The 24,483-nt window shown below is 61.6% G+C and carries 22 protein-coding genes; 10 read left to right on the top strand and 12 right to left on the bottom strand.

What is annotated here, in order from left to right; translation table 11 throughout:
• Positions 1–594, top strand: a complete 594-nt coding sequence (locus ACOZKU_RS25075; RefSeq protein WP_421581179.1) for a DUF922 domain-containing Zn-dependent protease — start codon at positions 1–3, stop codon at positions 592–594.
• Between the two features lie 42 nt (positions 595–636).
• On the opposite strand, the gene ACOZKU_RS25070 is transcribed toward ACOZKU_RS25075, so the two are convergent.
• Positions 637–1,995: an esterase-like activity of phytase family protein gene (locus ACOZKU_RS25070; RefSeq protein WP_421581178.1), complete on the bottom strand. Its 1,359-nt coding sequence runs from the start codon at positions 1,993–1,995 to the stop codon at positions 637–639.
• Positions 1,996–2,607: 612 nt separating this feature from the next.
• On the opposite strand from ACOZKU_RS25070, the gene ACOZKU_RS25065 reads away from it, so the two are divergent.
• On the top strand, positions 2,608–3,627 hold the full coding sequence (locus ACOZKU_RS25065; protein ID WP_421581177.1) for a M10 family metallopeptidase C-terminal domain-containing protein: 1,020 nt from the start codon (positions 2,608–2,610) through the stop codon (positions 3,625–3,627).
• Positions 3,628–3,698: 71 nt separating this feature from the next.
• Here ACOZKU_RS25065 and rnd read toward each other — a convergent pair whose 3' ends face one another.
• From rnd to ACOZKU_RS25045, 4 genes are all read right to left on the bottom strand, one after another.
• Positions 3,699–4,844: a ribonuclease D gene (gene rnd / locus ACOZKU_RS25060; RefSeq protein WP_314088331.1), complete on the bottom strand. Its 1,146-nt coding sequence runs from the start codon at positions 4,842–4,844 to the stop codon at positions 3,699–3,701.
• A gap of 100 nt (positions 4,845–4,944) precedes the next feature.
• Complete coding sequence (locus ACOZKU_RS25055) at positions 4,945–6,339, bottom strand: multicopper oxidase family protein (protein WP_421581194.1); 1,395 nt, start codon at positions 6,337–6,339, stop codon at positions 4,945–4,947.
• A gap of 79 nt (positions 6,340–6,418) precedes the next feature.
• Positions 6,419–7,660: an MFS transporter gene (locus ACOZKU_RS25050; RefSeq protein ID WP_314088041.1), complete on the bottom strand. Its 1,242-nt coding sequence runs from the start codon at positions 7,658–7,660 to the stop codon at positions 6,419–6,421.
• Between the two features lie 69 nt (positions 7,661–7,729).
• Positions 7,730–8,605, bottom strand: coding sequence for a hypothetical protein (locus ACOZKU_RS25045; RefSeq protein WP_421581176.1), 876 nt, complete (start codon positions 8,603–8,605; stop codon positions 7,730–7,732).
• Between the two features lie 619 nt (positions 8,606–9,224).
• Between ACOZKU_RS25045 and ACOZKU_RS25040 the strand changes: the two genes are divergently transcribed.
• The 4 genes from ACOZKU_RS25040 (at position 9,225) to creD (ending at position 13,534) form a co-directional block, all read left to right on the top strand.
• On the top strand, positions 9,225–9,536 hold the full coding sequence (locus ACOZKU_RS25040) for a hypothetical protein (protein WP_421581175.1): 312 nt from the start codon (positions 9,225–9,227) through the stop codon (positions 9,534–9,536).
• 172 nt (positions 9,537–9,708) lie between these two features.
• A complete protein-coding gene (gene aspS / locus ACOZKU_RS25035) occupies positions 9,709–11,496 on the top strand; it encodes an aspartate--tRNA ligase (protein WP_421581174.1) in 1,788 nt (595 codons plus the stop codon).
• A gap of 94 nt (positions 11,497–11,590) precedes the next feature.
• Positions 11,591–11,914, top strand: a complete 324-nt coding sequence (locus ACOZKU_RS25030) for a DUF1236 domain-containing protein (protein WP_421581173.1) — start codon at positions 11,591–11,593, stop codon at positions 11,912–11,914.
• A gap of 180 nt (positions 11,915–12,094) precedes the next feature.
• Complete coding sequence (gene creD / locus ACOZKU_RS25025) at positions 12,095–13,534, top strand: cell envelope integrity protein CreD (RefSeq protein ID WP_421581172.1); 1,440 nt, start codon at positions 12,095–12,097, stop codon at positions 13,532–13,534.
• An 89-nt stretch (positions 13,535–13,623) separates the two neighbouring features.
• Here creD and ACOZKU_RS25020 read toward each other — a convergent pair whose 3' ends face one another.
• Positions 13,624–14,820 (bottom strand): hypothetical protein, encoded by a 1,197-nt coding sequence (locus ACOZKU_RS25020; protein ID WP_421581171.1) that lies wholly within the window; start codon positions 14,818–14,820, stop codon positions 13,624–13,626.
• 210 nt (positions 14,821–15,030) lie between these two features.
• Between ACOZKU_RS25020 and parC the strand changes: the two genes are divergently transcribed.
• Positions 15,031–17,283, top strand: a complete 2,253-nt coding sequence (gene parC, locus ACOZKU_RS25015) for a DNA topoisomerase IV subunit A (protein WP_314088057.1) — start codon at positions 15,031–15,033, stop codon at positions 17,281–17,283.
• Here the strand turns inward: parC and ACOZKU_RS25010 are convergent, their stop codons facing one another.
• The 6 genes from ACOZKU_RS25010 to hemB all read right to left on the bottom strand — a co-directional run bounded on the left by ACOZKU_RS25010 (position 17,284) and on the right by hemB (position 21,449).
• Positions 17,284–17,673, bottom strand: coding sequence for a type II toxin-antitoxin system death-on-curing family toxin (locus tag ACOZKU_RS25010; RefSeq protein ID WP_421581170.1), 390 nt, complete (start codon positions 17,671–17,673; stop codon positions 17,284–17,286).
• Positions 17,670–17,891: an AbrB/MazE/SpoVT family DNA-binding domain-containing protein gene (locus ACOZKU_RS25005; protein WP_421581169.1), complete on the bottom strand. Its 222-nt coding sequence runs from the start codon at positions 17,889–17,891 to the stop codon at positions 17,670–17,672. Before ACOZKU_RS25005 ends, ACOZKU_RS25010 begins: the two co-directional genes overlap by 4 nt.
• 54 nt (positions 17,892–17,945) lie before the next feature.
• Entirely contained in the window at positions 17,946–18,863 is a 918-nt protein-coding gene (locus ACOZKU_RS25000) for a DMT family transporter (protein WP_314088064.1), read from the bottom strand.
• Positions 18,864–18,881: 18 nt separating this feature from the next.
• Positions 18,882–19,646 carry an arginyltransferase gene (locus ACOZKU_RS24995; RefSeq protein WP_314088067.1) on the bottom strand — a complete coding sequence of 255 codons (765 nt, stop codon included), beginning with the start codon at positions 19,644–19,646 and terminating at the stop codon, positions 18,882–18,884.
• Between the two features lie 100 nt (positions 19,647–19,746).
• Complete coding sequence (locus ACOZKU_RS24990) at positions 19,747–20,211, bottom strand: RDD family protein (protein WP_314088070.1); 465 nt, start codon at positions 20,209–20,211, stop codon at positions 19,747–19,749.
• A 221-nt stretch (positions 20,212–20,432) separates the two neighbouring features.
• Complete coding sequence (hemB, locus tag ACOZKU_RS24985; protein WP_421581168.1) at positions 20,433–21,449, bottom strand: porphobilinogen synthase; 1,017 nt, start codon at positions 21,447–21,449, stop codon at positions 20,433–20,435.
• 154 nt (positions 21,450–21,603) lie between these two features.
• Here hemB and ACOZKU_RS24980 point away from each other — a divergent pair, with 154 nt between their 5' ends.
• From ACOZKU_RS24980 to ACOZKU_RS24970, 3 genes are all read left to right on the top strand, one after another.
• Positions 21,604–22,041 (top strand): DUF6163 family protein, encoded by a 438-nt coding sequence (locus tag ACOZKU_RS24980; RefSeq protein WP_314088075.1) that lies wholly within the window; start codon positions 21,604–21,606, stop codon positions 22,039–22,041.
• A gap of 130 nt (positions 22,042–22,171) precedes the next feature.
• On the top strand, positions 22,172–22,684 hold the full coding sequence (gene ldtR / locus ACOZKU_RS24975) for a transcriptional regulator LdtR (protein ID WP_314088079.1): 513 nt from the start codon (positions 22,172–22,174) through the stop codon (positions 22,682–22,684).
• A 317-nt stretch (positions 22,685–23,001) separates the two neighbouring features.
• Positions 23,002–24,327: a L,D-transpeptidase family protein gene (locus ACOZKU_RS24970; RefSeq protein ID WP_314088082.1), complete on the top strand. Its 1,326-nt coding sequence runs from the start codon at positions 23,002–23,004 to the stop codon at positions 24,325–24,327.
• The last annotated feature ends 156 nt before the right edge of the window (positions 24,328–24,483 follow it).

Raw genomic sequence — 24,483 nt, 5'->3', positions numbered from 1 at the left:
ATGCGGACCCCAACTCGACTGATCGTCGCCATCGGCCTCTTCCTTTCCGGCCCTGCCGCTGCGCAGGACTGGCAGGCAACCGAGCGGGTTGAGCCTTATACGGTGCAGGGAAGCACGGGCCTCGAGATCTATCGGTCGATCGGCGAGCGCGGTCCGAAACTCGGCATTGCCCGCGTCATCGCCCACACCGGCTTCAAGCTGACCTGGACGCGCAAATACGAGCGCCAGGGCGATGCCTGCGTCATCACGGTCAACAAGCCGAAGCTCATCATCACCTACACCTTGCCCAAGCTGAAATCGAAACTATCCGAGCCCCTGAAAAGCCGCTGGGACACCTTCATCGCCGGCGTGACCGCGCATGAAAAAATCCACGGCGATTTCATCAAGGACATGGTCAAGCAGATCGAGGCGATGAGCGTCGGCATGACGGTCGAGAACGACCCGAACTGCCAAAAGATCCGCCCCCAGCTCCAGGCCCGCCTCGGCGAACTCTCCGACGCCCAGCGCGCCCGCAGCCGCGATTTCGACAAGGTCGAGCTCAGCGACGGCGGCAATGTGCACCAGTTGATCCTGCAGTTGGTCGACCCGCGCTAGGCGGAAGGGACGGCGGCACCACCAGATGCCGCCGCCTGCCGATCACTCGGCCTTCAGAAACTCGCCCACTTCCAGCAGGACGAATTCGTTGTCGTCGGCCTTGTCCAGCGCGCGGCCGGCGGAGAAGGGCAGGTTGTTGTCGTTGCCGACGATGATGTGCGTCTCATTCACGCGGTCGACGTTTTCGATCGTCACGAACGGCATGTCGTAGAAGCCGTCGCCGCCGCCCTGGCGCTTCTTGTTGTCGGGATCGGCGATCTTCAGGAGATCGATATAGCCGATCTTGCGCACGGCCTTGCCGACGTTCTCGTCGGTCATGGCGATCTTGTAGATGCGCTTGACCTTGGAAGCGGTGGCAAAGCAATCCGGCTTCGGGTCCTTTGGATCGGCGCAGGCCTTGTCGGCCGTGCCGGCGCCGTTGTCGCGCTCGATCACCAGGGCGGTCGTTTCGTCCAGCATGTTGAAATCGCCGATCGCCTCGCCGCCTTCGGCGAGCGGATAGAGCCAGCTGCGCCCCGTCCATGCCTTGGACGCGACGTCGAGCTCGATGATGCGCAACGCCGGACGGCCATCCGCCTGCTCGACGCTTTCGCTGTCGACCCAGATCGGGCCTTCCAGCAGGCCGTAGAGTTTCGAGTCGTCCTTCGAAAGCGCAAGGCCCTCATAGCCGCCGGAGCGCTTGAGGTTGAAGACCGGCATCTTCTTCGACGGGTCGGCCTGGACGGCGAGCGTCGCATTGTCGGGCGAGGTCACCGGCTTGCCGTCGACCTCCGTGGCGATGACGTCGGTCAGCTTGCCCTCGAGGTCGAATTTCAGGATATAGGGGCCGAATTCCTCGCCGATCCAGAAGCCGTCCGCGACCGGCTGGATGGATTCGACGTCGAAATCGCCGCCCGTGAGATACCGCTGGGCAGCACCCTCCATGACGATTGGGAAGGGCGCTTTCTTGTCCGGGTCGGAGAGGAACACGGTCTTCACCGGCTCCATCGTGCCCTTGTCCCAGTCGAAGCGCACGTTGTGGATCATCAGCATGGCGTCGGTGGAATTCAGCTTGTTGCCGAAACCGTTGTCGGACAGCGTCCAGAACGAGCCGTCGTCCATCGCCTTGATGCCGGAGAAACCCTGCATCGGCTGGCCGTCGAAGGGCAGGGAAAGGCCGGTCTCGCGCACGCCGTCCTTGCCCATGACGGTGCCGAGCGCATCGACGCGCTTGCGGTCGGCCGTCGAGAACTTGCCCGAGGTCTTGAGATAGTCGGCGGCGTCGGCGGGTGCCGCGAGGATCGTGTTGGCCGGAAGGATGGCATGGGCCTTCAGCGTGGCCGGAAATTCCTTTTCTGCGGCAAGCGCTGCGGTCGTCATCAGAAGCGAAAGGGCGGCGGTGGCAAAAAGATGTTTGGTCATATCGTCCTCGGGGTTCGAAAAGCGAGGCCGTTTGATAGGAGCTGTGCATGACTGCCGCTTGACAGTTGCTTGTCGTTTTCATGACGAGGATGCGGGAATTTGCGTTTGCTCCGGAGGAGCCTGCAAGAGCACTGCTTCTACTTGATTTTTTAGTAGATTCTTGTTTAATTAAAAATTAAATTCGGAGGGGGTGAAGCGGAAACTCGGTCGTTTGCTGTGCTATGGCATAATTGATCGGGCGTTGTGTAGATAACGCTGTCGTCAGCGATGCAGAATGCTGGCCACTCTATGACACACTGTAATATCCCTCAAGGTTAGTGATTACCGCAGTCATATCGCAATGCTATCGAAAGTTAAGCGTCGACTTCGAGGACGCGTCATATGGCGCGTGCGGCAGAATTTAATCACGCAGAAGCGGCCCGGATAAGCGAAGGCTTGTCGGGGCCGACTGGCGAACCGGAATTAACGGAGGGGACGGTCGTGGGTACCATCAATTCGAATATCAGCAGAACACTCAACGGCTCGACGCAATTTACCGTTGGCGAAGAAACCTATCAATGGTTTGACCGTTGGCTCGACAATATGAGTCTCTGGGCGCCGACGGATGCCCCCATGCGGACCGTAAGCCTCAGCCTCACCGGCAATTTCTGGGGTGCTGGTGTCATCCGCATCAGCGGCAATGCCAACGTGACGATCACCGACTCGACGAACGGCGTAACGGACGATAATCGCGTCTATATCAGCTATCTTGCACTTGGAACGAACGGAACAAGCACGGTCAACCTGAAAAACGCGGAGGTGGAAACGCTCGTTGGTGGCGGCAATACCGAGAACGTCACTATCGGTTACTGGGCGAGCTACATCGGCCTGAACCGTGGCAATGACTCGGTTTCCGTCGTTGGAAACGGCGAAGTCGGCAGCATGGACCTCGGCCGTGGCGCCGATAAGCTGACAACGACGGGCAACGCCTGGGTCGGATCCGTCTATATGGGACGTGGTGCCGACACGGTCACGCTTGGTGCGGGTGGTGCCGATTACATATCGCTGGGGCGCGATGCCGATACGATCAAGTTCGCGGCACTGACCGACAAAGGGCAGAATGTCACCGTCGACGGCGGCGAGGGCGTGACGGAGACGACGGACAAGGATATCGATACGGTCAATTTCTCCGCCTTTACCAGTGCGCTGACGATCGATCTCGACGGTCAGTCCACGGTGAAGACCGGAGCAGGCAACTTCCATATCCGGAGTTTCGAAAACGTCATCGGCGGCTCGGGCAAGGATACGATCATTGCCAGCGCGGATGTCAATGTCCTCAAGGGTGGCGGCGGCGGTGATACCTTCGTCTTCGAGACGGTCGCGGCCGTGAAAGGCGACAAGATTCTCGACTTCACGCAGGGAAGCGACAAGATCAACCTCTCGGCAATCGACGCCAATGGTTCCGGTACGGGAAGCACAGCTTTCAAGTTCATCGGTACGGCGGCGTTTGGCGATGTCGCAGGCCAGCTTCACTATCTGCAGAAGAATGGCGACACGCTTGTTCAGGGCGACGTGAACGGTGACGGCACTGCCGACTTCACCCTGACCATCGATGCGCTGGTCACGCTGAAGGGCACGGATTTCATCCTCTAAGCCGGCCGTCGCTGAAAACACAAAGGGCGGCCCTGGGCCGCCCTTTTTCCATCCGCGCCATGTTTGCGGGGTCAGATCTCCACCGCTTCGATCTTTTTGTCGACGAAGCGCAACGCCACCTTGCCGCCGATGAGGTTGAGGGCGGTTTCGCCGAAGAGGTCGCGGCGCCAGCCTTTGAGGGCGGGCACGTCGGCGGCCTCGCCTTCGATGGCGATCTTTTCGAGATCGTCGGAATTGGCGATGATCTTGGCGGCGACGCCTTCCTTTTCGGAAACGATCTTGAGCAGCACCTTCAGCATTTCGCTGGCCGATGCAGCCCCTTCCGGAACATGGGTCTGGCGCGGCAGGCGTGGCAGGTCGGTCTTCGGGATCGCCAGCGCCTCGCCGACGGCCTCAAGCAGCGCGGTGCCCGATTGCGAGCGCTCCCAGCCCTTGGGGATGGTGCGCAGCCGCGCCAGCGCTTCGGCGTCGGCCGGCTGCTGCTGGGCGATTTCGTAGATCGTGTCGTCCTTCAGGATGCGCGAGCGCGGCACGTTGCGGCCGCGGGCCTCCCGTTCACGCCAGGCGGCGACTTTTTGCAGCACGGCAAGCTCGATCGGCTTCTTGACGCGCATCTTGAGCCGCTTCCAGGCATCGTCGGGATGCAGGTCGTAGGTCTCGCGCGATTCGAGGACCGCCATTTCCTCGGTCAGCCACAGCGAGCGGCCGGCCTCCTCGAGCTTCTCCTTCAGCGCCAGATAGACGTCGCGCAGATGGGTGACGTCGGCCAGCGCATATTCGAGCTGCTTGTCGGTGAGCGGGCGGCGGCTCCAGTCGGTGAAGCGCGAGGACTTGTCGATATGCTCGCCTTTGATCTTCTGCACGAGCTGGTCGTAGGAGACGCTGTCGCCGAAGCCGCAGACCATGGCCGCGACCTGGGTGTCGAAGATTGGATGCGGAATGAGATTGCCGCGGTTGAAGATGATTTCGATGTCCTGCCGCGCGGCATGGAACACCTTCAACACGGCGGAATTCGCCATCAGCTCGAAGAAGGGGGCAAGGTCGAGGCCCTTGGCGAGCGGATCGACGATCACCTCGATCTCGGGACCGGCGAGCTGGATGAGGCACAGTTCCGGCCAGAAGGTCGTTTCCCGCAGGAACTCCGTGTCGATGGTCAGATACTCGGAACGGGCGAGCGTCTCACAGGCGTCGCGAAGGGCTGCGGTGGTCTCGATGATCTGCATGACGGGCTCGGGCGGACTTTCTTGATTTTTATGATCGCGCAGCTTTAGACGGTCCACGGTTTTGCCACAATCGAAAATTTGTCCGCCGGAAACCTCAGGTTACCCGCACATAGCTAGTCATGCCGGTCTTCTGGTGCTCGATGATGTGGCAATGGAACACCCAGTTGCCCGGATTGTCGGCCACCAGCGCCAGCTGCACCTTCTCGTCCGGCAGGATCAGGTAGGTGTCGGAAAAATGCGGGCGGATCGTCTGCTTGTTCGAGTTCATCGGCCGGAAGGCGAGGCCGTGCAGGTGCAGGGGGTGGATCTGCGGCGTCGGGTTCTCGACATTGAAGACATAGGTCTTGCCGGCCTTCATCTCGGCAAGTGGCGCGGTCGGGTCGCCCGTATCGTCGGCCCACGGCACCCGGTTGATTGCCCAGAAATTATAACCGAGCGAACCGCAGATGCCGTCCTTCGGTCGCTCCTCGGCGGAGGCGCTGAGGATGAAGGGCAGTTCGGTGGCGGCAGACAGATCGGGCTCGGAAAGCGGATTGGCGGCAAGGGCCGGCAGGTCGCGGATATCGCGTTTCAGCGAGGTGCCGACGGCGCGGAAGGTCGCAAGCGTCGCAGGTTTCGTGCCGCGCAGGTCCATGAGAGCGGCGGCGGCGCCTTCGCTATCGGGCATGCGCAGCACAAGGTCGAGCCGCTGGCCGGGGCCGATCATCAGGTGATCGAGCGCAAAGCGTTCGGCGGCCGGGTTGCCGTCGACGGCGATGACCTGCGCTTCCGCGCCCTCCACATTGAGCGCGAGAATGCGGGTGACATCCGTCGAGGCGAGGCGCAGACGCACGAGGCCGCCGGAGGGCGCGTCATATTGCGGCGATTGCCGCCAGTTGGCGGTGCGCACGGTGCCGAAGGTGCCGGCGCGGGCGGCGTCGCGCGGCTTGAACTGGGCAATGAACTGCCCGTCGCCGCCAAGCCGCCAGTCGCGCAGGTTCAGCACGATCTCGGCATCGAAAACGGGATCTGCCGGATCCTCCACCACGATGAGCCCGTTCAGCCCACGGCCCATCTGCTCCAGCGTGTTGCAGTGCGGATGATACCAGAAGGTGCCGGCATCGGGCGGTGTGAAGGCATAGTCGAAACCGTCGCCGCCATAGACATAGGGTTGCGTGAGGAAGGGCACGCCGTCCATTTTGTTGTCGATGCGCAACCCGTGCCAATGGATCGTGGTGGGCTCGGCAAGCTTATTGTCGAGCCGGAGCGCAAAGGGTTTTCCGCGCTGCATGCGCAGCACCGGCGGTATTTCGCCGTCGCCATAGGTCATGACGCCCTTGGTCGGACCCTTGTCCGTGAGCAAAGCCTCGGCGTTGCGCGCCACAAGCGTCGTCTTTGCCTGCGCCTGTGCCGAGAACCCACCGAAACGGCCCGCAAGGCTCACGCCGCCGGCATAGGCTCCGGCGACGAATGTGCCCTTCATCAGCGTGCGGCGTGTCAGCATGGCAATCCCCTCCGGTGCGTCACCCGCTTCTAAACCTGAGGGCCGGGCTCAGCAATGCGGCTGATGCAACCAGATTGCCGCAGGCTCAGGGGCGGCCGTTGCGGTCCTTGTCCGAGGCGGCGAGCTTGTTGAAAAAGAAGGAGGTGCGCAGCAGGTTGCGGAAGCGGCTGCGCCGCTCGCCGGCGGGCACGGCGGGGCGCGCGCTCATGCGCAGCGCCGTATAGAACATGAAGGCGACAAGGATGACAGCGGTATAGAGGAACAGCGCCTGCGGGCCGAAGACCTGCAGCAGCACGGAGGCAAAGAGCGGGCCGATGATCGCGCCGCAGGACCAGAAGAACAGCATACCGGCCGAAACCAGCGCATGCTCGCCGTCGCCCGCATGGTCGTTGGCATGGGCCGAACAGAGCGAATAGAGCGGCATGGCGAAGGCGCCGAAGATGAAGATGCCGACGAAATTGCGCCACTCGTTACCGCCGGCGAAGAAGGCGAGATAGAGCGCGGCAAGCGCCGAGCCGAGCGTGGCGACGAGAATGATCAGGCGCCGGTCGAGCCGGTCGGAATAGATACCGAGCGGATATTGCAGCACCACGCCGCCGACGATGCCCGCACTCATGAAGCTGGCGATCGCCGTCACCGACAGCCCGATATCATGCGCATAGATCGGCCCGAGATTGCGGAAGGCCGCATTGGTCAATCCCACAACAATGCAGCCGACGGTGGCAAGCGGCGAGATGTTCCAGAGTTTTTTGACGTCGAAGCGGATCGCCTCCGGCACGGTCGGGCTGGAGCGGTCGGCAAGCGAGATCGGCACGAGCGACAAGGACAGCGCCATGGCGACGATGGCGAAAAGCTCGAAGCCGCCGATGCCGATGCCGGGAATGAGATATTGCGCTGCTGTCACCGAGCCGAGATCGACGAGACGGTAGATCGACAGCGTGCGCGCCCGGTTGGCATTGGTCACGGAGGCATTGAGCCAGCTTTCGACGGTGGCGAAGAGGCTGGCAAAACAGATGCCCGCGACGATCCGCATGACGAACCACATCAAAGGATCGATGAGCAGCACCATGGCAATCGCAGACGCCGAGGCAATGGCGGCCATGGCCGAAAACGTCCTGATATGCCCGATCGCCCTGAGCACGCGCGTCACATAGATGCAGCCGATCGCAAAGCCGATGCTGTAGCCCGCCCCGACAAACCCGATCGTCGACGTCGAAAAGCCCTCCTGCGATGCGCGCAGCGCAATAAACGTGCCCTGAAGGCCGTTGCCGCCGATGAGAATGCCTGCGGTGAGGAGGAGGGGAATCAAAGGGCGAATCGTGGACATGCGGCCACTATGGCGGAGGATTTACGGATTGGGAGGTAAACTTCATTCTGAACCTCTTTCTGCGCCCAGTTATGCAGTAACCGGGTTTGTCCCGCTGGTGAGCCTGTCTCTAAAGGCAATTTTTACGGCTTTGTCGATCGTCACAGAATCGAGCAACCACTCAATACGAGCAATCACCTCAGGGGTGATATTCGTTGCCTGAAGGCTTTCCCAGAGCAGAAAAAGATACGAGTTCGAGAGTGCTCCAACATCGGATGAAACTGACGAAGGGAAAGGTTTCTCATAGTCCGAATTGTCTCGAAGAAAAGCCGCGTTCCAGGCATGAAATACGTCATTCATGGTGTTGCCCGCCAAAGCAAGGGGTGTCCGCGGGACCTCCATTGGCCTTGTTTGATATTTCGGCAGATCTTCAATCACCTTCTTGTAGGGGAGGCCAAGAAACGACTTAAGGGGCTCCTCAACATCCCAATCCTCTCCCACCTTCCATTCCAAGCCTATTGTCCTTCTACGCAGCTCGAAGACAAGTTGATCAAGCTTGAAAAGATCATCTGGCGAGGTGTGGTAGGAGATGAGGCCATAGCGGCTATCGGGATGACCCATTATATTTATCTTTTCAACGAGGTGCTCTAGCGACGTTGTTCGCCAGCGATCGCTATGCAGTTGATCGGGCTTTTCGATGTTATGAGCCGCCGCTTGCCCAAATGTCACTTTATGGGCTTTCCAGAGTTTGACAATGTCATGCCCAAAGCCTTTCGCGGATTGACCGTTTAGTATCAAGCCAGATTTTATATATTTTTCGATTGCTTGAAGAGACTGCCAGTAAAATTCCTCATGCATACCTTGTGATCTGGTAAAGCGTGCCAGCAAGTAGTTTGTATCTGCAGGTTTCACAAAAAACTGATGGGCAAAAACGGATTTGAAATGATTTATTGTTGTGTCAAACATGAAAACGTCTTTCTATGATGGCTCTTTAATAAGGGAAATCGAGTGCCAAGTGCACGATTACATTGAGCGTCAAGCCTCTCGATCTCGCAGGAAATTTGGGCTCCAGTTCGACGTTCCAAAAAAAATTTTCCCCACCTCCAAAACCCCTGCCCATAATCCTCCTGTCCCGCCGCGGATACACCGGAGCGCGTTGCCGGCGAGGCGGGATCGGTGCCTTGGGGTTTCGGCGGTTACGCACGCCGGGTTTCGAGGCGCGGCAGAAAATGGTTTCCCTCACGGGCTCACCTGTCGTGATATCCCGTGGCGTGCCTGTGCGGCACAGAGGATATGACCGGCGATGGTCGGAGGCGGCGGCGCAAATGCCGTGTGCGTCAGACCTTTCGCATTGCCCGGCCCCGGCCGGTGCGCAATGGCCCTGGAAAAGGCGCCGGTTCGCGTAGAGAAACCGCAGTTGCCGCGAAAAGACACCGAACGGGGCGCCGGAAGGCGTCACTTACACTTTTCAACGAGGCACCTTGCGGCGCCCCGTCCGAACCCGGCTCGCCGGGATGAAACTGCGCCACTCCACGCATGCCACGGGCATTGCGTGGTTCTCCGTGCAGGCGAAAGGAGAATGTACATGGACGCCATTCCCTCCGGTCCTGTTCAGGCCGATATGCTTGCCGAACGCGCGATGCGGCAGACGGCGACGATCCTTCGCGACCTGACGACCTGCCGCCGGCGGGCCTGCCGGCGCAATGGATGTTGCGGCCCGTTGGTCGAAAACACGGGTAAGCCTTCGCGCGCTCAAGGCGGATTTTCACACGTCCCGCCGTGCATCATCGGCATCGATGCCGAACTCGTCGCGGTTTTCGAGGAACAATCCCGTATCCTGCTGGCGCTTCTCGGCAGAAACCCCGATTACAAACTGCATCCGGCGCGTCTGCGGTGAACACCCGGCGGACAATAGCAGGAGGCAAGGGGGCAAGATCGGCGGCTCGCTGTCTTCAAAACCCGCCAAGCCTTGACAAACGGGCCTCATCATGCGCTTTTCCGCCCGATTTTTCCTGGGTAAACGCGCCGGATTCTTCCCGCGTGTCCCTCACGCATTTCAGGATACAACGATGCACCGTTACCGCAGCCACACCTGCGCCGCCCTCCGCAAGGCCGATGTCGGCCAGACCGTTCGTCTTTCGGGCTGGGTCCACCGCGTCCGCGACCATGGCGGCGTGCTCTTCATCGACCTGCGCGACCATTACGGCATCACCCAGGTCGTCGCCGATCCGGACAGCCCGGCTTTCAAGAAGGCCGAGACGGTGCGCGGCGAATGGGTCATCCGCATTGACGGCCTCGTCAAGGCGCGCACGGAAGACACCGTCAACAAGGGCATGCCCACCGGCGAGATCGAACTCTATGCGCAGGAGATCGAAGTGCTCTCCGCCGCCAAGGAACTGCCGCTGCCGGTGTTCGGCGAGCCGGAATATCCCGAAGACGTGCGCCTGAAGTACCGCTTCATCGACCTGCGCCGCGAGACGCTGCACAAGAACATCGTGCGCCGCACGCAGATCATCTCCGCCATGCGCAAAGGCATGGGCGAGGCCGGCTTTGCCGAATACACGACGCCGATCCTGACGGCGTCCTCGCCGGAAGGCGCGCGCGACTTCCTCGTGCCGTCGCGCATCCATGAGGGCAAGTTCTTCGCTCTGCCGCAGGCCCCGCAGCAGTACAAGCAGCTCCTGATGGTTGCCGGTTTCGACCGCTACTTCCAGATTGCGCCGTGCTTCCGCGACGAAGACCCGCGCGCCGATCGCCTGCCGGGCGAATTCTACCAGCTCGACGTCGAGATGAGCTTCGTCACCCAGGAAGACGTCTGGGAAACGATGGAGCCGATGATGACGGCCGTCTTCGAAGAGTTCGCCGAAGGCAAGCCGGTCACGAAGCAGTGGCCGCGCATCCCCTATGACGAAGCCATCCGCAAGTATGGTTCCGACAAGCCCGACCTGCGCAACCCGATCGTCATGCAGGCCGTGACCGACCATTTCGCCGGCTCCGGCTTCAAGGTCTTCGCCAACATGATCGCGTCGAACCCCAAGGTCCAGGTCTGGGCGATCCCGGCCAAGACCGGCGGCAGCCGCGCGTTCTGCGACCGCATGAACGCCTGGGCGCAGTCGACCGGCCAGCCCGGCCTCGGCTACATCTTCTGGCGCAAGGAAGGCGACAAGCTCGAGGGTGCAGGCCCGCTTGCCAAGAACATTGGCGAAGAGCGCACGGAAGCCGTTCGCCAGCAGCTCGGTCTGGAAGACGGCGACGCCTGCTTCTTCGTCGCCGGCGACCCGGCCAAGTTCTACAAGTTTGCCGGCGAAGCCCGCACCCGCGCCGGCGAGGAACTGAACCTCGTCGACCGCGACCGTTTCGAAATGTGCTGGATCGTCGACTTCCCGTTTTACGAATACAACGAGGAAGAAAAGAAGATCGACTTCGCGCACAACCCCTTCTCCATGCCGCAGGGCGGCCTGGAAGCCTTCGACAGCAAGGATCCGCTGGAGCTGAAGGCCTACCAGTACGACGCGGTGTGCAACGGCTTCGAAATCGCCTCGGGCTCCATCCGTAACCAGTCGCCGGAGCTGATGGTCAAAGCCTTCGAGAAGGTGGGCCTGAGCCAGCAGGACGTGGAAGAGCGCTTCGGCGGCCTCTACCGCGCCTTCCAGTACGGTGCGCCCCCGCACGGCGGCTGCGCCTTCGGTATCGACCGTGTCGTCATGCTGCTCGTCGGCGCGAAGAACCTGCGCGAAATCTCGCTGTTCCCGATGAACCAGCAGGCGCAGGATCTCCTGATGAACGCCCCGTCGCCGGCAACGCCGACGCAGCTTCGCGAACTGGCACTGCGCGTCGTTCCGTCCAAGAAGGACTAAGATTTCGGAAGGCGAGGGCCGTGTTACGGCTCTCGCCTTCGGAACACTAGGCCATCAGGCCCGTTCTCCCCGCGTCAATCAGAGGAGAACGACTATGCGTAAGACACTTGTTTCGGCCGCAACCGTGGCCCTTCTGGCCCTGAGCGGCTCGGCCTTTGCCCAGGATACCGTCATCGTCCAGGATCCGGTGGTCACCCAGTCGACCGTCGTCGTGCCGGGTGAAGTCCGCACCTATGTGCTGGAGCAGCAGGTTCCGTCCGTCACCTATGAAGGTGATATCGTGGTGGGAGCCGTCGTGCCCGATACCGTGGAAATCCACACGATCGACGGCCATGCCGACTATGCCTATTCCGTCGTCAACGACCAGCGGGTGATCGTCAATCCGCAGACCCGCACCGTCGTGCAGGTCGTGGAGTAACAGCCTGAACACATCGAGCCCGGCGCCCGCGCCGGGCTCTTTCGTTGCGGCGGGCGGAAAGACGCCACAATGCCGCGAATCCGCCGTCAGTCGATCCCAATTCCGCGCATAATCGGTCGAAATCTCCCCCTAGCGTGAACTCGCCTTAAAATGGCGATTCAAAGACTGGAGGGACTATCAATGACTGCAAGCCTATCGGACGATCCCGTCCCTAAGACACCATCCCACCCTTCTCCCTATCCCGAGCCACGCGGCAATCTCACGACCTTTCTGCGCTCGCCCGGCGTCAAGTTCATCATGATCGGCGTCATCTCCGTGGCGCTGCTGGTGCCACTGCTGCTTGTCTGGGGGCTTACGGAAGAGCGTGCCCAGCGGGCGGCGGATGTCTCGCGCCGCATCGCCAATGGCTGGGGCGGTGACCAGGCGATCAACGGCCCCTATATCGCTGTGCCCTTCGAGGTGCAGCGCAGCCGCGAGGTGGACGGCCGCACGGTTGTCGAGCAGACGACCGAGTGGGCGCTCGTCATGCCGGAAGTGCTGGATGTGACCGCCGACCTCAAGGCGGAAGAGCGAAAGCTCTCGATCTACACACTGCCGGTCTACAACGGCGCGCTGACGCTCAAGGGCCGCTTCGGCAGCAATATCCTGCAGGACCTCGCGCAATTCTCCGGCACGCCGCAGCTCGACCGTGCCATCCTCGTGCTCAACATCAACGACATCACCGGCATCCGCTCCGATGCGGGCGTCAAGATCGACAACGGTGCCGTCAGGCCCTTCGATCCCGGCATGCGGCAGATTTCCGCGATGAGCGTGGCGGGTGCCGATGGTTACGCCACGCCGCAATCGAGCGCCGGTGTGCATCGGCCGATCGAGCGCGCGCTGATCGACAGCGGCTTCGCCTTCGAGATCGCGCTGTCGCTCAACGGCTCGCGCAGCTTCGCCGTGGCGCCTGCCGGCCAGACGACGAGTTTCGCCGCCAAGGCCAACTGGCCGCATCCCGGCTTCGAGGGCCTCTTCCTGCCGGAGGAGAAGACCATCACGGCCAAGGATTTCTCCGCCAAGTGGACGATCCCCTATCTCGCCCGCGGCATCGACCGTGTCGCCTCCGGCCCGACGCTGCCGCTCTCAGGCAGCATGATGAGCATCAATCTCGTGGAGCCCGTGCAGTTCTACCAGGTGATCTCGCGCACGCTGAAATACTCGATCGGCTTCATCTCGCTCGTCTTCCTCGCCGTTTTCGTGATGGAGCTCAAGGGCGGGCGGATGGTGCACTGGATCCAGTATGTGCTGACGGGGCTTGCGCTCATCGTTTTCTACGTGCTGCTCCTGGCGCTTGCCGAACATACCGGCTTCACCATCGCCTATATCGTGGCGGCATTCGCGACGACGCTGCTCATCGCCGCCTATCTCGGCAGCGCTACCGGCAGCCGAAACAACGGCCTGTCGCTCGGCGCCGTTCTGATCTCGGCCTACGGCGTCATGTATCTGGTGCTGCGCGAGGATGAATATGCGCTGCTCGCCGGGGCGCTGATCTCCTTCGTGACCATCGCCGCGACCATGTATGCGACGCGCCGCGTCGAGTGGTCTGCGCCGGTACCGCAGACTGCCCCCGCCCAATGACGCCAGAACTGAAACAAAAACGGTCAAAACAAAAAGCCCGGAGCGATGCTCCGGGCTTTCCTCTTTCGGCACGAGGCCGGAAGGACGGATTACATCTCGTCGTTGGCCGTAACCGTGACGCCGAGAACCTGCGGGATGGTCTGCGGTGCGCCCATGGCCGCACCCATGATCATCGGGAACGGCACCGGCTCCTTCGGCTCGGCGCTGATCGTCAGGTTCTTCGGATCGTCGAGGAAGGTATTGGCAGCGGCCGAGATCTGGTTCTGCAGGTCGGGCATGTTGAGCTGCGCGATCATGACCGGAATCAGGCCCTTCAGCGACTGTGCCATCTGCTCGCCCGTGACGCCCTGTTCGCTGCCGGCATAGTCGAGCAGCTTCTTGGTGATCGAGGCGTCTTCGAAGGAAATCGAGGCGCTGTTGAAGGTCAGCTGCTGCACGAGGCCCATCATGGACATGCCGAGGGCGGCGTTGGCCTCTTCCTTGTTCGGGTTGGCTTCGGATGCCTTGATAGCGTCCTGGATACCCTTCAGGAAATCGAGCGTGTAACCGGAGAATTCCAGCGACAGGCTGAGGCTGCCGACATCCTTGAAGTCGAAGGTGTATTCGTCGACGGCGAGTTTGCCGCTGGCCAGTTCCCAGCTGCCGGACATGGAGACCTTGCCGTCGAGCGAGGTCATGCCGAGCTTGGCGAGCGTGTCCTTGGCCTTCGGGTCTTCGACCGAGGTCAGGTCGGCCTTGAGATCCGACAGGGTGGCGTCGAATTCCAGACCGGCATCGCCGTCCATGCGCGTGATGTTGGCTTCCATGCCGGACATGGAAAAGACTTCCTTGCCCTTGGCCGAAACGTTGATCGGGCCGGTGGAGGCCGATTCGTACATCAAAAGCGATTCGAGCGTACCGGGCTTCACGGTGCCGGGAATGGTCACGCCGCTGATTGCGATGTCCTTGACCGAAACGGTCGATTCAGCCTCGGTGGCGTTGACGTCCGCGAAGCCGACGGTCTCGATCTTGTAGCCGCCGTCGCCGTCTTCCTCGACGCCTTCCATGGTAATCGTGCCGAGCTTGATCGGCGCTTCGGCGCCGGTGGCCTTCAGTTCGGCGCCTTCAAGGGTAACGGTCGAGCCGTCGACGGCGACATTCGAAGAGCTGACCGTCACGCCAGAGGTGGCGTAAGTGGCATTCAGCTTCGCCAGCAGGTCCGCGCCATCGAGCGCGAAAGCGGGGCTTGCCAGGGAGGCGAGCGCGGCGCCGGCGAGGAGGGTGCGGAAATGGGAGTTGCGCATCATGAATAGGCTCTCTTTCTGGATTTTTGGAAGGCTGCCTTGCCGTTACCGCTCATAGACGGGCGGCGCGGCGACTATATTCGGGCACGCGCAACTTTCTACAGGATTCTGGCGCTTCGGCGGCATATTCGCGACAGGCTTTACAAACTGCTATCCACAGCGCAATCGCCCGGATTCCTTGCCGCGAATCGGTCTAGAGGCTAGTCAAGTCACATGGGACAAAACACTTTGCCGCCGGATGGCGGAGACGACAATATCCTGCCGGTCGACCTCAAGGCGGCGCTGGAAGAGCGCTACCTTGCCTATGCGCTGTCGACCATCACCCAGCGCGCGTTGCCGGATGTGCGTGACGGCCTGAAGCCGGTGCACCGCCGGATCATCCATGCGATGAGCGAAATGGGCATTCGCGCCAATTCGTCCTTCAAGAAATGCGCGCGCATCGTCGGCGACGTCATCGGTAAGTTCCATCCGCATGGCGACCAGTCGGTCTATGACGCGCTGGTGCGCCTCGCGCAGGATTTCTCGCAGCGCTATCCGATCGTCGATGGGCAGGGGAATTTCGGCAATATCGACGGCGACAACGCCGCCGCCTACCGATACACCGAAGCGCGCATGACCGATGTCGCGACGCTGCTCCTCGAAGGCATCGATCAGGACGCCGTCGATTTCCGCCTGACCTACAACGAGGAAGACGAGGAGCCGGTCGTCCTGCCCGGCGCCTTCCCGAACCTGCTTGCGAACGGCTCTTCGGGCATCGCCGTGGGCATGGCGACGTCCATTCCCTCGCACAATGTGCATGAATTGTGCGACGCGGCATTGCACCTGATCCGCAATCCGGAAGTCGAGGTCGAAAAGCTCGTCGAATTCGTGCAGGGCCCGGACCTGCCGACCGGCGGCATCATCATCGACAGCCGCGAAAGCATCATCGAAGCCTACAAGACGGGTCGCGGCGGCTTCCGCGTGCGCTCGAAGTGGCAGACGGAAGATCTGGGCCGCGGCGGCTACCAGATCGTCGTCACCGAAATCCCCTACCAGGTGCAGAAATCGCGCCTGATCGAGAAGATCGCCGAACTGCTCATCGCCCGCAAGCTGCCGCTGCTCGAAGATGTCAGGGATGAATCGGCCGAGGACGTGCGTATCGTGCTGGTGCCCAAGAGCCGCACGGTCGATCCAACGATTCTGATGGAATCGCTGTTCAAGCTTTCGGAGCTGGAAAGCCGCATCCCGCTCAACATGAACGTGCTCTCGATGGGGCGCGTGCCGAAGGTCATGGGCCTCAAGGAGGTGCTGGTCGAGTGGCTCGCCCACCGCCGTGAGGTCCTGCAGCGCCGCTCGCGCCACCGTCTTGCCGCTATCGACCGGCGCCTTGAAATCCTCGGCGGTTATCTCATCGCCTATCTCAACCTCGACGAGGTGATCCGCATCATCCGCGAGGAGGACGAGCCGAAGGTCTCCCTGATGGAAACCTTCTCGCTGACGGACGTGCAGGCCGAGGCGATCCTCAATATGCGCCTGCGCTCGCTGCGCAAGCTCGAGGAATTCGAAATCCGCACCGAATTCGACACGCTGTCGAAGGAGAAGGCCGAGATCGAGTCGCTGCTCGCCTCCGACGAAAAGCAATGGCAGACCATCGCCTGGGAAATCGGCGAGGTCCGCAAGAAATTCGCGAAAGCCACCGAGCTCGGCCGCCGCCGCACCCAGTTCGCCAGCGCCCCGGAAGCCGATGTCGAGGCGATCCAGCAGGCGATGATCGAGAAGGAGCCGGTCACGGTCGTCATCTCGGAAAAGGGCTGGATACGCGCGCTGAAGGGCCATATCGCCGATACGTCGGGTCTCCAGTTCAAGGAAGGCGACGCGCTCAAGGTGGCTTTCCCGGCGCAGACGACGGACAAGGTGCTGATCGTGACGACGGGCGGCAAGGTCTATACGCTCGGCGCCGACAAGCTGCCGGGCGGCCGCGGCCACGGCGAGCCGCTGCGCATCATGGTCGACATGGAAAACGACCAGGACGTGCTGACGGCCTTCGTGCACGATCCGCATCGCAAGGTCATCATCGCCTCGCAGGCCGGCAATGGCTTCGTTGTTTCGGAAACCGAGATGGTCGCCAATACCCGCAAGGGCAAGCAGGTGATGAATGTTGGCATGCCCGACGAGGCCAAGCTCGTCGTGCCGGTGCGTGGCGATCACGTCGCCGTCGTCGGCGAAAACCGCAAGATGCTGGTCTTCCCGCTGGCACAGCTGCCGGAAATGACACGCGGCAAGGGCGTGCGCCTGCAACGCTACAAGGATGGCGGCATTTCCGACCTGCGCTGCTTCGCCATCGCCGACGGCCTCACCTGGGATGACAGCGCCGGCCGCAACTTCGTGCGCACCAAGGAGGAGCTGGTGGAATGGCTCGCCGACCGCGCCAGCGCCGGCCGCACGGTGCCGAAGGGTTTCCCGAGAAGCGGCAAGTTCAGCGGCTGATCAGCCGGAATAGGGGACGCTGACGTCGCGCAGAAAGCGCGTCGCGCCCTCTTCGTCGATCTCGCCGGCCGCGATGGCGAGGACGAACGTGTAGAGCGTGGCGTCGTCCGTCGCGATCTCGAAGCCGTTGTCCATGAGGAAGGCGGCAGCAGCAACGATTGCAATACGCTTGTTACCATCGACGAAAGCGTGGTTCTTCGCCAGCCCATAGAGATAGGCTGCCGCGAGTTCAAAGATGTCCTCGCATCCGTACGTGGCTTTATTGATAGGACGGGCCAGCGCGGTTTCGAACGCATTCTCATCACGCAATCCGTCGGCCCCGCCAAATCTCTGAATTTGAATGGCTTGTAGCCGCTCGACGAGAGGCCGATCGAGAAAGAGAATGTTCATTCCGCAAGCTTCTTGAGCGCGACCTTGTAGCGATCCATGAATTTTTCGGCATGCGCGAGCTGTCGGTCGAAGTCGCCGTCGGCTGCCGTGAGGATCAGCTTGCCGCCCTCGGTGGTCATCGTAACTTCGTCCCCCGCTTTGACGCCCATGCGGTCGAGGACGTCCTTCGGGATGATGATGCCTTCGGAATTGCCGATCTTGCGGATGATGATGTTCATGGCCTTACTCCGTTATAACTCGGTTATAACATTGGGTGAGGCCTATCTCAAGTCTCACCCCGTAAACGGGAACTCCGCCGCCGCATCGTCTTGCCGGAATGCACGGCTTTTCGAGCGCATCTGCCACAGCGAATGGGCGAGCAGCGCGAGGATGAGGATGGAGCCGCCGATGAGGGTCTGCGTGGTCGGCGTTTCGGCAAAGACGATCCAGACCCAGATCGGGGCAAGCACGGTTTCCACGAGATAGAACATGCCGACTTCGGGCGCCGACAGATAGCGCGGGCCGGTGGCGAGGCACCAGAAGGCGAGCGGCAGCAGCACGAGGCCGTTGAAGAGGATATAGACCGGTTCGGCGATCGTGATGCCGCCGGCCGGAAGGAAGAAAAGCCCGACGATGCCGGAGAGAACGGCGGCGACGAGCGGCACGAAGCCCATGTCGGCGCCACTTCGGCGGCTGAGCGTCAGGGAGGCCGCCAGAAGGAGCGCCGAACAGGCGGCCATGGCGTCGCCGAAGAGGTTCCCGCTCGAAAGCCCGTCATGCACGATGAGCAGCACGCCCGCGACCATCGCGGCCATGGTCAGGAGTGTCGCGTTGGCCGGTCGTTCGCCGAGGAATATCCAGGAGAGGATGGCGGCGAACATCGAGGTGAAGGCGAGAATGAAGACGACATTGGCCGTGGTCGTGTTGAACACCGCCAGCATAAAGGTCAGCCCGTTGATACCGTAGAGCAGCGCGATGAGCCATCCGATGCCGCCGGGAACGAGCACGGTCTTGCGGCGCAGAACGAAGTTCAGGAATGCCCAGAGCACGAGCGCCATCACGAAGACCGAGATGTTGCGCACGGCGACCATCGACCAGACGTCGCCGTTTGCGGAGCGGATCAACGGAATGTCGAAGGAAAGGGCCAGGCCGCCGATGGCGGTGATGAGAAGGCCCTTGCGGTGAAGGGCGGGGTCGCTTGTCTGGGACACGATGGGACCGAATCGATGCTAAGAGGCAGTATCCTGCTCATCATAGCGCTCCCAGCCGCGCGGCATTAGGTGCTCTTGCGGCAAAAACTTTGTTTTATAGTCCATTTTGCGCGATCCCTTGACCCAGTAGCCGAGATAGACATGCGGCAGGCCGAGCGCCTTGGCACGCCTGATGTGGTCGAGGATCATGAAGGTGCCGAAGGAGCGGTCTGCAAGCTCGGGATTGTAGAAGGAGTAGACCATCGAGAGGCCGTCGCCCATGCGGTCGGTCAAGGCCACGGCAAGCAACTCGCCCTGCGGACGCTCCTGCAGGCCGGAGCCTTCTTCGCGCCGGCGATACTCGATGATCTTGGTGTTGACGTGGGTGTCCTCCACCATCATCGCATAGTCGAGCACGGACATGTCCGACATGCCGCCCTTCTGGTGGCGCGCGTCGAGATAATTCCGGAAGAGGGTATATTGCTCGCTCGACGGCTCGGCGGGATATTCGTGCGCGATGAGATCGGCATTCGTCGCCAGCACCCGGCGCATCGAGCGGCGCGGCGTAAACTCGTTGACGAGGATGCGCACGGAAATGCAGGCACGGCAGCTTTCGCAGGCCGGGCGATAGGCGATGTTCTGCGAGCGGCGAAAGCCGCCCTGGGTCAGGAGATCGTTGAGTTCCGGCGCCCGTTCACCCACAAGATGGGTAAACACCTTCCTCTCCATCTCCTGCGGCAGGTAGGGACAGGCCGCAGGCGCGGTCAGATAGAACTGCGGAGAGGGTGTTGCCTGCGTATTCATTGGCCGTGAGGCGACTCCATCGCTTTGTGACACGTCTATGCCAATAGCATGGCCTAGTTCAAAAAAAGGTCAACTAGAGGAATTCGCCCGCGTCTGCCGATCAATAGCGATCGCGGCGAACCATGACGGTGCCGAGCAGCAGGTCGTGCAGCAGACGGCCGCGGTCGGTGAACAGGCCTACGAGCACGATGAACGGCGTCAGCACGGCATTGCCGATCCAGAACAGCACGAGATGCACGATCGCGGTCAGGAAATCCACCGGGCGGCCGTCGACGCGCGCCAGCGCAAGGCCCATGACGTTCATGCCGGCACTCGCCTGCGACGGGCCGCCCATCGTCATGCCGAAATAGAGCATGGCGACGATGGCGAAGAGGGCGGGGTAGAGAAAGAAGCCAAGGCCGAGCGTCAGTACGCCGAGGAAGAACACGATGACGGCGGCCGGAACCCAGAGCAGCGCAACGATCGCATAGTCGATCAGAAACGCAAAGATCCGCCGCGACAGCACGCCGCGATAGGCCTGCCAGTCCGTCGTCGGAACCCGCGTTTCATTGAAATCTGCGCTCATCTGCCTGTCTCCGTGGTGGATCATGCAGAACATATGGGGATGGTTTTGGGGAAAACAACGGTGCGTACGGTATAGCGCCTCATCCGGCTGCCGCCACCTCTCCCCGCAGGCGGGGAGAAGGGATATGCCGCGCCGTTTTCCTCCATCCGGTGCCCTGCGTTCGGCACGTTCCCTCTCGCCGCTTGCGGGGAGAGGGGTAGGGGTGAGGGGCAGCGTCGGGCTCAGCCCTTCTTCGCCAGATGCCGCGCGACGTCCATCGCGAAATAGGTGAGAATGCCGTCGCAGCCGGCGCGCTTGAAGGCCAGCAGCGTTTCCAGCATGACTCGGTCGCCGTCGATCCAGCCGTTCATGGCTGCGGCCTTGATCTGGCTGTATTCGCCGGAGACCTGATAGGCGAAGACGGGCAGGCCAAAGGCTTCCTTCATGCGCCAACAGATGTCGAGATAAGGCAGGCCGGGCTTGACCATCAGCATGTCGGCGCCCTCCTCGACGTCGAGGGCCGCGTCGCGGATCGCCTCGGTGCCGTTGGCGGGATCGATGTAATAGGTTTTCTTGTCGCCCTTTAAGAGGCCGCCCGTGCCGATCGCATCGCGATAGGGGCCGTAGAACGCCGAGGCGAACTTCGTGGCATAGGACATGATGCCGACATTCTGGTGTCCCGCTGCATCGAGCGCATGGCGGATGGCGCCGATGCGGCCGTCCATCATTTCCGACGGCGCGATGATGTCGGAGCCGGCATCCGCCTGAAGGATGGCGGCTTTCGCCACCAGGTCCACCGTCTCGTCGTTGACGATGACGTCGCCGCGCAGCACGCCGTCATGGCCGTGGCTGGTGAAGGGATCGAGTGCGACATCGGTGATGACGCCGATATTGGGCACGGCTTTCTTGATGGCGCGCGTCGCCTCGTTGATGAGGTTGTTGGCCACGAGACAGTGCGAGCCGGTTTCGTCGCGCAGGTGCATTTCAATATTGGGGAAGGTGGCGATGGCGGGAATGCCGAGATCGGCGGCCTCCTTCGCTGCCTCCACCAGCTTGTCGATGCTCATGCGGTTGACGCCCGGCATGGCGGCGACGGGATCGACGACGTTCCCGCCGGGCACGACGAAGACCGGCCAGATCAGGTCATCCACCGTCAGGCGGTTTTCCTGCACGAGGCGGCGTGTCCAGTCGGCCTTCCGGTTGCGCCGCATGCGGCGTCCGCCGGTGATATCGTCGACAATGTGCCTGCTGCCGGTCATGATGCCATTTCCCTTACGCGATCCGATTTGCGCCTCATATCACGCTCGATCCGGCAATCAAATCGCCAGCGGTAAGAGGGCATGCGGCATATGGCCGTGCATGATCGCGCCTGCGGCCTTTATGCCGGGCCGTCTTGCCCTTACTGTCCGCCGCATGGTTGCTGATTCTGCCAAGGGCCCGAGGCCAAGCCTGATCGAAACGCTGTTTACGCTGTTCCTGCGGCTTGCTGCAGTCGGCGCGCTATGGTTTGCGCTGCAGTACTGGGCGATGCTGACCGGTTTCTCCTTTAATGGCCAGGGCCGTTTCGATCTGCTGCCGCCGGCCTGGAAGGCGGCCTATACGGCGCTGGCCGTGCTCTTCCCCGTGGCGGCTGTGGGTCTCTGGCTTCTCGTCTCCTGGGGGCCGGTCATCTGGCTGGTCGCAGCGGCGACGGAAGTGGCCATGCACGAGGTCTATCCCTCGATTTTCGGTATCGACCGGATGCTGGTTCTCCTGCATGTCGCGATCGCCGTTCTCTTCGTCCTTTTCCGCGCAGCGCTCTTCATCGAGCGCCGCAGGCAGGCCCGTTCGGTAAGAACTGATTCACCCTGAGACAGGGTCGCCTTCCGGTAAGGCGCTGTTAAGCCTGCGGTTTAAGTAGAATTTTAGATGCATTCGTTAGGTTCTCACTCAAGGCGGGAAAACAAACCACACCGCCAAACAAAACAGTGAGGCAGTAACGATGAACACCAAGATGAAGCCGCAGCAGGCCCCGGTTGTCGACGCGCAGGAAGATGCGATCCGCAACCTCTATCTGGAATCCCTCCACCTCGTCGAGCGTCTGCACCGCCGTCTGCTCGACGTGATCAAGGACGAGTTCGACCGCGCCGGTCGTTCCGATGTCAACGCCGTCCAGGCGCTGCTCCTCTTCAACATCGGCAATTCCGAACTGACCGCCGGTGAACTGCGCTCGCGCGGTTATTACCTCGGCTCGAACGTCTCCTACAACGTCAAGAAGCTGGTCGATCTCGGTTTCATCAACCACCAGCGCTCGCGCATCGACCGTCGCTCAGTCCGCATCAGCCTGACGGAAAGCGGCCAGGACATCGCCGAAACCGTCGCCAAGCTCTACGAGCGCCATATCGGCTCGATCCAGAAGGTCGGCGGCATCGGCGAAGGCGAGTTCAACCAGATGAACAAGCTGCTCCAGCGTCTCGATCGCTTCTGGAACGACTCGATCCTCTACCGCCTGTAATTCCGGACGACATTTCGACCTCCTCCATAAAAGCCGGCCGCGTTCCCTGCGCGTCCGGCTTTTGCCGTTCACGATCAGCGGATAGGGCTCACATCTTCGTGTGTTTCCAGAGACTTCCCGCTGTGCGAGAGGCCCGAGACACGAATTGGCCATATTGCTGTGACACCCGGACGCTGGGCTTAAGGTATGCGCGGGCGGCAGGGCCGGTTTGCGTTTGTTAACCCTGTTCATGATAGCTGCATCGGGTAATGACCTTGGGTCATGTGTCCAGGCGCACCCGCCGCTTTGAACGGCGTCTTCAGGAGATGGTAGGATAGATGTCTCGCAAAACCGGAATTGATGTGTTCTCGCGCCGCGCATTCCTGCGCTCCGCTGCAACTTTCGGCGCTGCTGCTGTTGCCGGCCCCGTGCTGGCCCAGACGGCCCTTGACGATGTCCTCAATGCTCCCCGCCGCGGCAACTGGGACGACCAGTTCGACGCCCAGGCATCGCGCTCCTCCGCCGGCGTCCAGTCCAACAATCCGATCCTCGGTGCCGGTGCGATCCCGAACATCCAGCAGGCGATTTCCGATTACCAGCAGATCGTGTCGAGCGGCGGCTGGCCGCAGGTCAGCTCCAGCGTGAAACTGGAGCTCGGCGTGGTCGATCCCGCCGTGCAGGCGCTGCGCCAGCGCCTGATCATTTCCGGTGACCTTTCTCGTTCCGCCGGCGTGTCCAACTCCTTCGATTCGTATGTCGACGGCGCGGTCAAGCGCTTCCAGGCCCGTCACGGCCTGCCGCAGGACGGCGTGCTCGGCGAATATACGCTGAAGGCGATGAACGTGCCGGCCACGACACGTCTTGCCCAGCTGAACACCAATATGGTGCGTCTGCAGACCATGTCGGGCGATCTCGGCCAGCGTTACGTTATGGTGAACATTCCGGCGGCCTACATCGAGGCGGTGGAAAACGGTCGCGTCGTGTCGCGTCACGTCGCCGTGGTCGGCCGCCTGAGCCGCCCGACGCACATCCTGAATTCCAAGATCTACGACGTCACCCTCAACCCCTACTGGACCGCGCCGCGCTCGATCGTCGAAAAGGACATCGTGCCGCTGATGCGCAAGGACCCGACCTATCTGGCGCGCAACAACATCCGCCTGATCGACGGCAAGGGCCAGGAAGTGGCGCCGGAAACGGTCGACTGGAACGCCGAAAAGGCCCCAAACCTGATGTTCCGCCAGGACCCCGGCAAGATCAACGCCATGTCCTCGACGAAGATCAACTTCCACAACCCGAACAACGAATACATGCACGACACGCCCCAGCAGGGCCTGTTCAACAAGCTGATGCGCTTCGAATCGTCCGGCTGCGTGCGCGTGCAGAACGTGCGCGACCTCACGACCTGGCTGCTGCGCGATACGCCCGGCTGGTCGCGCGGCCAGATCGAGCAGGTCATCAACACGCGCGTCAACACGCCGATCAAGCTGGCCGTCGAAGTCCCCGTCTATTTCGTCTATATCTCGGCCTGGTCGGCACGCGACCGCGTCGTGCAGTTCCGCGACGATATCTACCAGATGGACGGCGCGACCGAACTGGCGCTCCAGAGCGGCATCGGCACGGAAAAGCCGGCCGGCTCACCGGACGAGGACCTTCTGCCGCAATAAGGCGATTTGTCCGACTTTTTCAAAGGCCCTGCATTCCCGGTGGAATGCGGGGCCTTTGTTTTTTGGCTTCGGGCGCGTTGTCGTTTTTATCGCATAACACGCGCGGAAATGGCGCAAACCGTGGAGCGGATATTGCCCTTGCCATGCGAGGACGAT

Origin of the sequence: Shinella sp. M31, from assembly GCF_049199205.1 — a bacterium.
Lineage (GTDB): Bacteria > Pseudomonadota > Alphaproteobacteria > Rhizobiales > Rhizobiaceae > Shinella.
Note: the sequence above shows the minus strand (reverse complement) of the source record. Positions and strands in the feature narration are given on the sequence as shown.

What these genes read in the sequence shown, in the direction of transcription:
- ACOZKU_RS25075 (WP_421581179.1), top strand. Translation starts at nt 1, where the DNA reads ATGCGGACCCCAACTCGACTGATCGTCGCCATCGGCCTCTTCCTTTCC.
- ACOZKU_RS25070 (WP_421581178.1), bottom strand. Translation starts at nt 1,995, where the DNA reads ATGACCAAACATCTTTTTGCCACCGCCGCCCTTTCGCTTCTGATGACG.
- ACOZKU_RS25065 (WP_421581177.1), top strand. Translation starts at nt 2,608, where the DNA reads ATGCGGACCGTAAGCCTCAGCCTCACCGGCAATTTCTGGGGTGCTGGT.
- ACOZKU_RS25050 (WP_314088041.1), bottom strand. Translation starts at nt 7,660, where the DNA reads ATGTCCACGATTCGCCCTTTGATTCCCCTCCTCCTCACCGCAGGCATT.
- ACOZKU_RS25045 (WP_421581176.1), bottom strand. Translation starts at nt 8,605, where the DNA reads ATGTTTGACACAACAATAAATCATTTCAAATCCGTTTTTGCCCATCAG.
- ACOZKU_RS25040 (WP_421581175.1), top strand. Translation starts at nt 9,225, where the DNA reads ATGGACGCCATTCCCTCCGGTCCTGTTCAGGCCGATATGCTTGCCGAA.
- aspS (WP_421581174.1), top strand. Translation starts at nt 9,709, where the DNA reads ATGCACCGTTACCGCAGCCACACCTGCGCCGCCCTCCGCAAGGCCGAT.
- ACOZKU_RS25030 (WP_421581173.1), top strand. Translation starts at nt 11,591, where the DNA reads ATGCGTAAGACACTTGTTTCGGCCGCAACCGTGGCCCTTCTGGCCCTG.
- creD (WP_421581172.1), top strand. Translation starts at nt 12,095, where the DNA reads ATGACTGCAAGCCTATCGGACGATCCCGTCCCTAAGACACCATCCCAC.
- ACOZKU_RS25020 (WP_421581171.1), bottom strand. Translation starts at nt 14,820, where the DNA reads ATGATGCGCAACTCCCATTTCCGCACCCTCCTCGCCGGCGCCGCGCTC.
- parC (WP_314088057.1), top strand. Translation starts at nt 15,031, where the DNA reads ATGGGACAAAACACTTTGCCGCCGGATGGCGGAGACGACAATATCCTG.
- ACOZKU_RS25010 (WP_421581170.1), bottom strand. Translation starts at nt 17,673, where the DNA reads ATGAACATTCTCTTTCTCGATCGGCCTCTCGTCGAGCGGCTACAAGCC.
- ACOZKU_RS25005 (WP_421581169.1), bottom strand. Translation starts at nt 17,891, where the DNA reads ATGAACATCATCATCCGCAAGATCGGCAATTCCGAAGGCATCATCATC.
- ACOZKU_RS24995 (WP_314088067.1), bottom strand. Translation starts at nt 19,646, where the DNA reads ATGAATACGCAGGCAACACCCTCTCCGCAGTTCTATCTGACCGCGCCT.
- ACOZKU_RS24990 (WP_314088070.1), bottom strand. Translation starts at nt 20,211, where the DNA reads ATGAGCGCAGATTTCAATGAAACGCGGGTTCCGACGACGGACTGGCAG.
- hemB (WP_421581168.1), bottom strand. Translation starts at nt 21,449, where the DNA reads ATGACCGGCAGCAGGCACATTGTCGACGATATCACCGGCGGACGCCGC.
- ACOZKU_RS24980 (WP_314088075.1), top strand. Translation starts at nt 21,604, where the DNA reads ATGGTTGCTGATTCTGCCAAGGGCCCGAGGCCAAGCCTGATCGAAACG.
- ldtR (WP_314088079.1), top strand. Translation starts at nt 22,172, where the DNA reads ATGAACACCAAGATGAAGCCGCAGCAGGCCCCGGTTGTCGACGCGCAG.
- ACOZKU_RS24970 (WP_314088082.1), top strand. Translation starts at nt 23,002, where the DNA reads ATGTCTCGCAAAACCGGAATTGATGTGTTCTCGCGCCGCGCATTCCTG.